10 protein-coding genes are annotated in these 12,083 nt (G+C 46.1%); 9 read left to right on the forward strand and 1 reads right to left on the reverse strand.

Annotated features, from left to right (window positions below; genetic code table 11):
* The first annotated feature begins 14 nt into the window (after positions 1–14).
* The 5 genes from MHH50_RS12310 (at position 15) to MHH50_RS12330 (ending at position 7,940) form a co-directional block, all read left to right on the forward strand.
* Positions 15–2,831: a calcium-translocating P-type ATPase, SERCA-type gene (locus tag MHH50_RS12310; protein WP_076129137.1), complete on the forward strand. Its 2,817-nt coding sequence runs from the start codon at positions 15–17 to the stop codon at positions 2,829–2,831.
* Positions 2,832–2,968: 137 nt separating this feature from the next.
* Entirely contained in the window at positions 2,969–3,805 is an 837-nt protein-coding gene (gene dapF / locus MHH50_RS12315) for a diaminopimelate epimerase (protein WP_076183380.1), read from the forward strand.
* Positions 3,806–3,951: 146 nt separating this feature from the next.
* On the forward strand, positions 3,952–5,613 hold the full coding sequence (locus MHH50_RS12320; protein WP_076183382.1) for a spore germination protein: 1,662 nt from the start codon (positions 3,952–3,954) through the stop codon (positions 5,611–5,613).
* Positions 5,531–6,817 carry a Ger(x)C family spore germination protein gene (locus MHH50_RS12325; RefSeq protein ID WP_081388258.1) on the forward strand — a complete coding sequence of 429 codons (1,287 nt, stop codon included), beginning with the start codon at positions 5,531–5,533 and terminating at the stop codon, positions 6,815–6,817. Before MHH50_RS12320 ends, MHH50_RS12325 begins: the two co-directional genes overlap by 83 nt.
* Before the next feature lie 22 nt (positions 6,818–6,839).
* On the forward strand, positions 6,840–7,940 hold the full coding sequence (locus MHH50_RS12330) for a GerAB/ArcD/ProY family transporter (RefSeq protein ID WP_076308137.1): 1,101 nt from the start codon (positions 6,840–6,842) through the stop codon (positions 7,938–7,940).
* Here MHH50_RS12330 and MHH50_RS12335 read toward each other — a convergent pair.
* Positions 7,913–8,170: a hypothetical protein gene (locus MHH50_RS12335; protein WP_036686181.1), complete on the reverse strand. Its 258-nt coding sequence runs from the start codon at positions 8,168–8,170 to the stop codon at positions 7,913–7,915. The genes MHH50_RS12330 and MHH50_RS12335 overlap by 28 nt on opposite strands.
* Before the next feature lie 185 nt (positions 8,171–8,355).
* On the opposite strand from MHH50_RS12335, the gene MHH50_RS12340 reads away from it, so the two are divergent.
* Genes MHH50_RS12340 through gmk form a run of 4 tightly spaced genes read left to right on the forward strand, consistent with a single transcriptional unit; the run spans position 8,356 to position 12,054 of the window.
* Positions 8,356–10,224, forward strand: a complete 1,869-nt coding sequence (locus MHH50_RS12340; RefSeq protein ID WP_076308136.1) for a bifunctional homocysteine S-methyltransferase/methylenetetrahydrofolate reductase — start codon at positions 8,356–8,358, stop codon at positions 10,222–10,224.
* 38 nt (positions 10,225–10,262) lie between these two features.
* Entirely contained in the window at positions 10,263–11,156 is an 894-nt protein-coding gene (locus MHH50_RS12345) for a YicC/YloC family endoribonuclease (protein ID WP_076308135.1), read from the forward strand.
* Between the two features lie 48 nt (positions 11,157–11,204).
* A complete protein-coding gene (locus MHH50_RS12350; RefSeq protein WP_006209218.1) occupies positions 11,205–11,465 on the forward strand; it encodes a DUF370 domain-containing protein in 261 nt (86 codons plus the stop codon).
* Positions 11,466–11,484: 19 nt separating this feature from the next.
* Positions 11,485–12,054 (forward strand): guanylate kinase, encoded by a 570-nt coding sequence (gmk, locus tag MHH50_RS12355; RefSeq protein WP_076129144.1) that lies wholly within the window; start codon positions 11,485–11,487, stop codon positions 12,052–12,054.
* Positions 12,055–12,083 lie beyond the last annotated feature (29 nt).

A 12,083-nucleotide genomic window follows, 5' to 3' on the forward strand; every position in this document is an offset into this window, starting at 1 on the left:
GGGAAAGAAAAGTCATGGAACAAAACAGTTGGCACCGTCTCGGTGCAGAAGAGCTGCAGAAAATGTTCAATGTCCAGCCAAGGACGGGCCTCAGTGATGAGGAAGCCGCGGAGAGACGAAAGGAGAACGGGTACAACGAGCTGTCGGAAGGAAAGACAGTATCTCCGTTTACCCTGCTGTTGAACCAGTTCAAGGATTTCATGGTGCTTGTGCTCATGGGTGCAACGCTTGTATCCGGGTTGCTAGGCGAATACTTGGATGCCATCACGATCATCGCGATTATCCTACTGAATGGAGCGCTTGGATTTGTTCAGGAGTTTCGCGCCGAACGTTCGCTAAGAGCTTTAAAGCAGCTCTCCGCACCTTCTGCCAAAGTGCTACGTGGAGGGAATAGCGAGATTATCCCAGCCAAGCTGTTGGTGCCAGGCGATATTGTCTTGCTGGAGAGTGGTGATCGGATTCCTGCTGATGTACGTTGGTTGGAATGCAGTGCTCTATATGTGGAAGAATCCGCACTTACTGGGGAATCATTGCCTGTCTCGAAGCATTCGGAAGCGATCCGTGCAGAAGAGATTCCGCTTGGTGATCAGAAGAATTTAGGCTTCATGGGCACAATGGTAACCAGAGGAACAGGGCGAGCTGTTGTAATCCGTACCGGTATGAATACGGAAATGGGTAAGATAGCAGATCTAATCCAAAATACGGATTCTCAGGAAACACCTTTGCAGCATCGGCTTGAGCAGCTAGGGAAGATTCTGATCTACGTATCTCTGGGATTGACAATTGTAGTTGTGGCAGCAGGTATTCTGCATGGACAGCCTGCCACCTCCATGTTCTTGGCGGGTGTGAGCTTGGCAGTTGCCGCGATTCCGGAAGGGCTCCCCGCTATTGTAACTATTGCGCTTGCGCTAGGTGTGCAGCGGATGATCAAACGCAAAGCTATCGTTCGTAAATTGCCGTCAGTGGAAACGCTGGGCTGTGCCTCGGTAATCTGTTCAGACAAGACAGGAACTTTAACGCAGAATAAAATGACGGTGACCCGATTATGGACAGGTGGACGTGGTCTTGAGGTATCAGGCGAAGGGTATGCTCCAAATGGACAGGTTCTGGAGAAAGGTAAAGCAGTGGATCTAAAACATGATCAAAGCTTACGGCGGATGTTGCAGGTCGGCGCATTATGCAGCAACGCAGAAATCATCGAGACCTTCCAGTCTGAAGTGCGAGGCAAACGCAAAGGGAAGGATAAGGATGCTATTCTTGAAAAGTCTGCAGACAACACTTCCGTTTGGGAACTGAAGGGCGACCCGACTGAAGGAGCGCTCGTGGCACTTTCAGGAAAGATGGGACTTACCGCTCAGACGCTTGCCGTAACCTACACTCGTGAACAGGAATTTCCGTTTGATTCTGAGCGGAAGCTGATGTCTGTGATCGTAGGCCATCCTGGAGGACGGATGGTATGTACGAAAGGTGCGCCAGATGTATTGCTGAATCGCTGCTCATACATGCTTTGGGAAGGCGGTGTTGTGCCTTGTACGCCGACTTTGCGGCAGAAGGTGCTTGATGCCAATGAGCAGATGGCTTCTGGAGCCCTTCGTGTGCTAGGTATGGCTTACCGGGATATGCGTCCAAATGAACATGTGAATAGTGAAAAGGATGCGGAGAATCAATTAGTCTTTATTGGTTTGGCTGGAATGATTGATCCGCCACGTCGTGAAGTCCGCGATGCCATCAGCGTCACACGCCGGGCCGGGATCAAGACGGTTATGATTACCGGTGACCATGGAACAACTGCCGAGGCTATTGCTCACCAGCTGGGAATTCTGCAACGTGGTGGAACGGTGCTGACAGGCGCTCAGTTAACCCGGATGGATGATGATGAACTGGATAAGGTATCGGACAATGTGTATGTATTCGCCCGCGTATCTCCAGAGCATAAGCTTCGGATCGTTAAATCGCTACAACGTCATGGTCACGTAGTGGCTATGACCGGAGATGGAGTGAATGACGCTCCAGCCATTAAGGCTGCGGACATCGGAATAGCCATGGGTATCACAGGCACAGATGTGACCAAGGAAGCATCATCACTTGTTCTCGGAGATGATAACTTCTCTACGATCGTTGCTGCCATCGAAGAAGGCAGAAACATCTATGAGAATATTCGTAAATTCATTCGTTATTTGTTGGCATCCAATGTAGGAGAAATTCTGACAATGTTCTTTGCCATGATGCTCGCTCTGCCATTGCCACTCGTTCCCATTCAAATCCTTTGGGTCAATCTGGTGACAGACGGACTGCCAGCGATGGCCCTTGGCGTGGATCAGCCCGAGAAGGATTTGATGGAGCATAAACCGCGTGGTGCGAAAGAGAATATTTTTGCCCGCCGCTTAGGCTGGAAAATTATAAGCCGTGGACTCTTAATTGGCTTATGTACGCTAGGAGCATTTTGGCTAACTTTACGTATAGCACCAGAGAATCCTGCACAATTGATTCGCGCACAGTCGGTGGCTTTTGCGACACTCGTTATGGCACAGTTGATCCACGTCTTCGATTGCCGCAGCTCGCGCTCAGTGTTCCACCGCAATCCGTTCCAGAATAAGTATCTAGTGCTTGCCGTATTGTCATCAGTCTTACTGATGCTGGCCGTAATGTACGTGCCTGTGCTCCAGCCTGTCTTCAAAACAGTGCCGCTCAATTTCCGCGAATGGTGTCTGGTGTTTGTAACAGCGGGGATCCCAACCTTCTTGATGGGTGCCGGCAGTGTTTGGGGCGGCAAACGTAATCGTGGGCGCAGCGGCAGTACGATGATAAAAAGTACAAAAATTTCAGCATAAAGTCAATACTAATGCTCCATTCCTAAAGGTATACTTGTTGCAGTTAACCGCTCATATGCTTGCGAAATGCTAAATTACACAGAACCTTAAGCTTAAGCGAATGCTAACATAACATAACCTTTAGGAGTGGACTTTTAATGGAATTTACAAAAATGCACGGCCTCGGTAATGACTTCATCGTTGTTTTCGGTGAGCAAGAGCTGCCAAGTAATGCAGCGGAGCTTGCTGTAACCCTATGCAACCGGTTCTTTGGAATCGGTGCTGACGGACTGGTATATATCCTTCCTTCTGAGCGTGGCGATTTCATGATGCGTATTATGAATTCTGATGGTTCGGAGGCGGAGCAGTGCGGAAATGCTATTCGCTGTGTCTCTAAATATGTATATGACCACGGACTGGTAAGCTCAGAGCAGATTGTAATAGAAACGATTGGTGCCGGAGAACAAAAGGTTACATTAAACGTGAAAGACGGTGTTGTGGAGACTGTAACTGTAGATATGGGCGAACCTGTATTGTCCGGTCTGCAAATTCCAGTATCTATTGATGCAGAGCCAGTGCTCTCTCAGCCGATTGAAGCGGACGGAACCGAATTTACGTTCACAGCGGTATCCATGGGAAATCCTCATTGCGTGATTTACGTAGAAGATGCAGTGAATTTTGATCTTACCACATGGGGACCTAAGCTTGAGGTACATCCTTTGTTCCCGAGAAAAGTAAACGTTGAATTCGCAACGGTACTGGATCGGGGGAGAGTGGATATGCGTGTCTGGGAACGTGGGGCAGGACCTACGCTTGCCTGTGGCACTGGAGCCTGTGCAACCCTTGTCTCCTCTGTGCTGAATGATCTTACAGACCGGGCAGCTTGGATTAGTCTAAAGGGCGGCGATCTCTATATTGAATGGAATGAAGAGGATAATCATGTTTATATGACTGGACCTGCTGAGGTCGTATTCACGGGCAGTGTAGCAATATAAAAAATAATAAAAAAGGCAGTCCAAGAGCGCATTCTTGGACTGCCTTTTTTGTGTTTTTAACCTGATGTGACTTTAAGCAGCCGAATAATGGAAGGAGTAACCGAGAATAATACTACAATGTTTATGAGAGAAAGGAGGGGAGCTTGTTGAACATCAACGGGTTAACTAAAAGAAATAAATCCGGTAAGGGACAGCAAGCAGACCCGGCGGGTTCAGGTTCGGGAGCCAGATTAACCATTCATCTGGAGCAGACACTAAACAATATCATTACCGAGCTGGGAGATAGTCCGGATCTTAGAATCCGCCAGGTAAAGCTTGGTGAGCAATCCTTTGTTGAGGCTGCTGCGGTACATCTTAATGGTCTAGCTAAGACAGAAACCGTGAATCAATTTGTAATGGGTTCATTGCTCTCCATAACAGATGAGATGCTTAAGGAAAGTAATACTGCAGCAAATAATCTGAATGACCTCATTTTAAACCGTGCCCTGGAAATAGGTGAAGCGCAGCTGCAGGAGGATTGGAACGAGGTGCTGCTCGGAATTCTTTCTGGGAAGACACTGATTCTCATTGAAGGTTATGACAGTGGCATCATGTGTGAGACTGAAGGAGGGGAAGCTCGTTCTGTCACTGAACCCTCCACTCAGCTAGTTGTGCGTGGTCCAAAGGATAGCTTTGTTGAATCTTTGGCTACGAATGTCTCATTAATACGCAGAAGAATAAGATCACCCAAACTAAGACTCGAGCATGTGAAGATCGGGGCGGTAACTCAGACCGATGTGGTTTTTATGTACATCAAGGATACTGCGGACGAGAAGCTGGTTGAAGAAGTTAGAAAACGGCTGCAGCAGATTAATGTAGATGCCATCATGGAATCCGGTTATATCGAAGAGCTGATTCAGGATAAGACCTTTACCCCTTTTCCAACGATCAATAACAGCGAGCGGCCAGACGTGGCTGCAACGAATCTGTTAGAAGGGAGGGTAGTGATTGTCGTTGATGGCACCCCCTTTGTATTGATTTTGCCTGCGGTTTTCACTCTTTTTTTTCAGTCAGCTTCGGATTATGCGCAAAGGTTCGATATTGCTATTCTGATGCGAATTATTCGGTATATCAGTTTTATTGTGCTTATTCTAGGGCCTTCCGTGTATATAGCTTTGACGACGTTTCATTATGAGATGATCCCTACGACTTTGCTGATCAACCTGTTATCGCAACGGGAAAATGTGCCTTTCCCCGCTTTTGTCGAAGCTATTCTAATGGAAGGTGCGTTTGAAATCATCCGGGAAGCGGGAGTAAGAATGCCGCGTGCAGTTGGGCAGACCGTATCTGTAGTAGGTGCTCTGATTCTTGGTCAGGCTGTGGTAGAGGCTGGAATTATTACGCCCGTTATGGTGATTGTGGTCGCGTTGACCGGGATTGCGAGCTTTGCCATTCCAGCGTATAACATGGCGATTGCGGGCAGAATTATCCGCTTTGGTTTTTTGATATTGGCTGGTATGTTTGGTTTTTACGGGATTACACTGGGTTTAATCGTACTGGTTGCACATATGAACAGTCTGCGGACTTTTGGCGTTCCTTATTTGTCTCCAATCGTGCCTTTGTCATCCAGAGGTCAGAAGGATGCCGTCTTAAGGCTGCCTTTGTGGGCGCTTGGCACAGCAGAACCAGCTCCTGCTACTGCGCAGCAAGGGAACATTTCAGAAGGGAAGGAGATCACAGCCGGACATGAACAGAACCTATCTCCAAAAATTCTTGATAAGACTAAAGGGACACAGCCGCATAAGAAAGGAAAGCAAGATTCTGAGTAAATGCAATTTTTTCTTAGCAGGACTTTTACCTTGCGTATTGATCTGTCTTAGTCTCACAGGCTGCTGGGATAGTGTGGAATTAAACAGAAGAGCCATCGTTTCCGGTGTGTCCATAGATAGAGGACCTACAGAAGAAGAGAAATACGTAGTATCCTTTCAGGTTATCGTTGCTGACGAAATCTCTGGGAAGAACGCTAGAGGGACTTCACCTGTTTCGGTATATAAAGGTAGCGGCCGCTCTATGTTTGAAGCATTAGCCAATGCCTCGCGTCAGACTGCACGTTTTTTGTCTTTAGGACATATTCGGGTGGTCATCATTTCCGAGAAGTTCGCGCAAGAAGGCATCAAGGATATCATGGATGTGCTGGAAAGGGAAAGTGAAACCCGGCTGACAAGCCTGATTTTTATTTCCAAGGGACAGCCTGCTAGTGAATGTATGACGACTATGACCGTGTTCGGAAGAATTCCATCCAACGATTTGGTGGAAAAGCTGCAGACGACCTCCAAGCAATTCGGATATAACTATCGGATGGAAGTGGATGATATTATCCGGGGGATACAGGTTCCTGGTGGAGGGCCAGTGATCAATGGCGTGCTAGTGACTGGAGATTTGGAGCAGAGGGAAAGTAATGATAATTTAAAAAAAATAAGACCGGAGGCCATAATAAAAGTTACGGGTCTTGCAGCTTTTAAAGAAGACAAGCTTAAAGGGTGGCTGCAAGGGGAGGAGGCGATCGGTACCGTTCTGCTTAAGAATAAAATCTCTCAGATGCCGGTACTGGTCTCGATAGGTGAGAATGATTATATATCGTTTAATGTGTATTTATCACAGGTACATATCCACGCTGATGCGAAAGACATAGAGCATCCTATCTTCACGATTAACGTCACTCAGCAGGCTGGATTAAAGGAATCGCCCAATGGCTTGGATCTAACAGATCCAACCGTGTTAAATGATCTTTCGAAGCTTTTGGAAAAGAATATTCAAGAACAGATCCGCGCTGCCATAGCAACTGCCCGTTCGTTAAAAAGTGATTATCTAGGTTTTGGTGAAGCAGCAGAAAGAGCTAATCCACGTGGCTGGAAACAAGTAAAAGATCATTGGGACCGTATATTTGAAACCTGCCAGGTTAATATCAATACGGATGCTGTGATCAGGCATACGGATATGCGGAGTGATTCCTTTCAGTCCAAGAATAAGTAATGACAATAAAGGAGGGGCAGCTATGGGAAAAATAAAAATAGGACTACTCCAATTTTTCACGTTGACTTTGTTGTTTGAACTAGGAACAGCGCTGGTAGTGAATCTTGGGATGGAGTCTGGTAAAGATGCGTGGATATCCATACTGCTCGGAAATTTGATCGGTTTGATTATTTTTTCGGGGTACACTTATTTGTACAGAAAGTTTCCGGATCTGCCCTTAACAACCTATACACGCAAGCTGCTGGGAAGATCCATCGGTACGGTGATTTCTGTTCTCTACATTATCCTTTTTCTCAATTTAGCGGGTCGTGATTTACGGGATGGAAGTTCCATGCTGGTTATGGCTACCATGCATCGCACACCTTTATTTGTTATATCTACGTTGATGATCTTATCTTCTGCGTATGTTTTGCATAAAGGAGTAGAGGTATTATCCCGAACTTCATTGGTATTCGCAACTCTCGTAATGCTGATAGGTATATTTTGCTCGATCATGCTGATGTTATCGGGCTCCATTAATTTGAATCGATTGCTTCCTGTTTTTGAGAATGGGTTCCAGCCTGTGATCGAATCTGTCATTCGCCAGAACTATATGTTCCCTTTTGGTGAAATGATTTGTTTTACCATGCTAATGCCATATCTGAACAATGCTAAAAAAGGTCCTTGGGTCATCGGAGCAGGGATATTTGTTTCAGGTTTGCTCTTAAGTCTGACTATGATGCTGAATATCTCCGTGCTGGGCACAGATATTGTGAAACGTTCACCCCTACCTCTGATGCCCACGATTAGCAAGATTTCAATCTCCGATTTTATTCAACGGGTGGATATTCTAGTTGTTATGGTGCTGATTATCGGCGTTTTTTTCAAAATGTCAGTGTTTTTTGCGGCCGCACTTATAGGGATTTCCGAATTGTTCAAAATTCCTTACCGGAGAATGGTCTATCCCTGTGCTCTGATCATTCTGTTCAGCTCGATGTTGAACGCGCGGAGCTTTACTGAACACATTAATGAGGGAGGGAGATTGTTATATACGATTTTTCCCTTCTTTATGGTGTTGATCCCTGTAATTCTTGTCATCGTTGCGGCGATAAGAAGTCATCTTTCCCCGCCACGTTCTGGTTGATGTCCTGTTTTCCAGTAATAGATATCGGGGATGAACAAGCAGAGCAGCAAAATACAAGCAGTAGCTTTCTCTGAGGCGGTATAGAAGAGATAATTAAGGATATAGCCGACGTTACCCAGCCCATAGCCATACAGCCAATCTAGCAAATAAATATACAGTAAGCAGAGAGTGGCTAGCAGTAAAGTTACAGCGTATTTTCGGATCAGAAACTTTCTTGTTTTTTTCTTCAAAGTATTCTCTCCTTTATGGAAATAACAGCATTAACGTTAGTATGAAGCTTTTTATATATGAACATGCATGGTGGATATTTTGGTCTCAATGCATTTCTTTTGGAAAGCTTATCATCCATACCGATTTATGTTACATTAGTATGAAACTAAAGTTAGAAACTAATGTGGCAGGGGAGGATCTTGTTGTGAAGCCGGATTTACGTTCCGCATGGGGAAATAAAGTATTAGTCGGAGACGGAGCGATGGGGACCTACTTATATCAGAAGGGTTTCCCGGTCGGCATTTCCTATGAAGAATTAAATTTGACCTCTCCGGGGGTAATCGAAGATGTTCACCGCAGCTATATTGAGGCAGGGGCAGTGCTGCTGGAGAGCAACACCTTCTCGGCGAACTATGACAGGCTCTCTAAATATGGTTTAGAATCTAAGGTTGAGGAAATTAATCGAGCCGGGGTTAGAATCGCTCGCCGGGCTGCTGGAGATCATGGGTATGTATTAGGAGCTGTAGGATCTATTCGCGCGGGCAAACGTGCGAATCTCTCTTCCACAGAGCTGAAAAAATATTTTACACAGCAGATTGCTGCATTGTTAGAAGAGGACGTAGATGGCATTATGCTGGAAACCTTCTACGATGTTGAGGAACTGCATTTAGCTCTAAGAACGCTCCGCAAGATCAGCTCGCTTCCTGTAGTTTGCCAATTAGCTGTCGATGAAACAGCACGCACATTAGATGGATTAACTTTGCCGGAAGCTTTTCGTATCCTGGAAAGCGATGGCGCTGATGTTATCGGATTTAACTGTAACACAGGCCCGAACGGAATGAAGCGGGCGCTCAAAGCTGTACAAGGGAGCCTGGTTTTGCCAGCTTCTGTGTATCCAAATGCGGGTGTAGCGGATTATGTAGACGGAGAATACCGGTACGGGGCTTCTCCAGAATATTTTGGGCAAATGGCGCAGACTTTTGCGGAGATGGGCTGCCGGATAATCGGTGGTTGCTGTGGTACAACTCCGCAGCATATCGCAGAAATCTCGTCTGCACTGAAGAATTATGTACCGCAACCGCTTCCTAAACCGTTGCCACCTACTGTGGAGCGTGTATCGCTGCAAGATAATTTTGGCGATGATGATAGAGAGGGTAGAGAGCCGAACCTGGTTGATCTGGTAAAGGAACGACATACGGTTATTGTTGAGCTTGATCCACCTCGTGAATTGGATATCGCAAAGTTTATGCAGGGCGCAGAAGCGCTAAGAAGAGCAGGCGCGGATGCGTTGACACTCGCCGACAACTCTCTGGCGGTTACACGGATGAGCAATATGGCGTTGGGGCATTTGGTGCACGCTAAAACCGGACTTCGTCCGCTAGTGCATATTGCTTGCCGGGATCGTAATTTGATTGGTACTCAATCCCATTTGATGGGTTTTGATGCGCTTGGAATTGATCATGTGCTGGCCGTAACAGGTGATCCTGCGAAATTTGGAGATCTTCCCGGCTCAAGCTCGGTTTATGATTTAACTTCTTTTGAGATAATTAGAATGATCAAGCAGCTGAATGACGGGATTTCCTTCTCAGGTAAACCTTTGAAACAGAAAGCGAATTTTGTAATCGGAGCTGCGTTTAACCCGAATGTTAAACATTTGGATAAGGCAGTGCAACGTCTGGAGAAGAAAATCGCCTCTGGTGCCGACTATATTATGACCCAGCCTGTCTATGATCAGGAACTTATCGTGAAGATAGCTGAGGCAACAGCACATCTGGAAATCCCTGTATTCATTGGGGTTATGCCACTGGCAAGCGGACGAAATGCAGAGTTTCTACATAATGAGGTTCCCGGTATTCAGCTTACGGACGATGTCCGCATCCGCATGAAGGGACTTGAAGGGGAAGCTGGAAGAGCAGAAGGTGTCGCTATCGCTAAGGAACTGTTAGATGTTGCTACTGCCCATTTTAATGGGATCTATCTGATGACTCCGTTCATGTTCTACGATATGAGTGCACAGCTAATGGAGTATGTGTGGGAGAAATCAGGACGCAAATTGTCCCCCTTGTTTCGCTAGTAATAATCAATTACAATAGTGTAATGGATGTGATTCCGTTGTCATTTAGCATGACCGGATACGGTCAATCGTCCCTGCAATTCGGCGGCTACAAGATTATGTTCGAAGTGAAATCGGTGAATCACCGGTACTGCGAAGTTGTACTGCGGATGCCCCGGGATTGGACGGGTTATGAGGATGTGTTGAGAAGAAAGGTTCAACAGCACATCAAACGGGGAAGAATAGATGTTACCATCAATAGAGAGCACGATGAGTCGACTGTTAGACCGGTTCTGAATCACTCTGCTGTAATGACCTATCTAAAGGCAGCAGAGCAGCTTAAGAATGAATATGGTTTGAGTGGTGAGTTGACTTTACGTGATATACTTTCTATACCCGGTATTATGGACAGCAAAGACGAGGCTGCGGGTGCCGTGTCTGCGACATTAGAAGACTACTCCGAAGTATTGGAGGCGGGACTTGAGCAGTGTTTGCAGTCTCTGCTGGAGATGCGCGCCCGTGAAGGCAGTTATCTAGCCGCAGATATTGAACAGCGCCTGAACCATCTTGAGAACATGCATGCTGAAATGGTTGAACTTGCACCTGTCGTAATCACTGAATATCGAGAGAAACTTCGACATCGGTTAAATGAACTAAATGATGGGACGTTCGCTTTTGATGAGCATAAATTCGGGATGGAGATCGCTATTTTTGCAGATCGCTGTAATATTGATGAAGAGTTGACCCGGTTGTATAGTCATTTCGAGCAATGCAGAGCCCTCCTGAAGGGGAAAGGACCGGTAGGACGCAAACTGGATTTTCTCATTCAGGAGATGAACCGTGAGACGAATACAATCGGATCGAAATGCAATCATCTAACTCTCGTGGGTCTTGTGCTAGATATGAAAGCAGAACTGGAGAAGATTCGAGAACAAGCTGCGAACATAGAGTAATCGGGAATAGGTAATAGCATAGAACTTTATGGGGGGAACTACCGGAACATGGCAATCAAACTTATTAACATTGGCTTTGGAAATATTGTGTCTGCCAACCGCATTATTTCTATCGTCAGTCCGGAATCTGCACCAATCAAACGTATTATCCAGGAGGCACGTGATCGGCATATGTTGATCGACGCCACCTATGGCCGACGGACTCGTGCCGTAATCATTACAGATAGTGATCATGTCATCCTATCGGCTGTACAGCCGGAGACTGTGGCGCATCGCTTATCCAGTAAAGATGACGACAACGACGAATAACAACTAAATGGAGTGTATTATGTCAAAAGGATTGCTCATCATATTATCCGGACCTTCCGGCGTAGGTAAAGGTACTGTTTGTACAGCACTACGTCCGAAGATGCCCGAACTTGTCTACTCAGTTTCTGCTACTACTCGCAGTCCGCGTGCGGGTGAGGAAGATGGCGTCAACTATTTTTTCAAAAGCAAAGATGAATTTATGGCAATGATCGAAGCCGATCAATTGCTTGAATACGCGGAGTACGTAGGTAATTATTACGGTACTCCACGTGATTTTGTGGAGAGAACTCTCAATAGCGGCAAAGACATTATTCTCGAAATTGAGGTTCAAGGCGCTCTCAAAGTTAAAGAGAAATTTCCTGAAGGGATTTTTGTGTTCCTTCTTCCTCCATCCATGGACGAGTTGAAAGACCGTATTCGCGGACGGGGTACTGAGCATCCAGATGTGATCGATCACCGCATGACTGTAGCGGAGGATGAGATCAACTTAATGCAGCATTATGATTATGCTGTTGTGAATGATGAGATTGATCTGGCTTGTAAGAGAATAGAAAGCATTATTATCGCCGAACATTGTAAAGTCAGATAATTTATGCTGAAGGTCAAATGTATTAACAG

Source organism: Paenibacillus sp. FSL H3-0302 (assembly GCF_037982245.1).
GTDB lineage: Bacteria > Bacillota > Bacilli > Paenibacillales > Paenibacillaceae > Paenibacillus_AQ > Paenibacillus_AQ odorifer.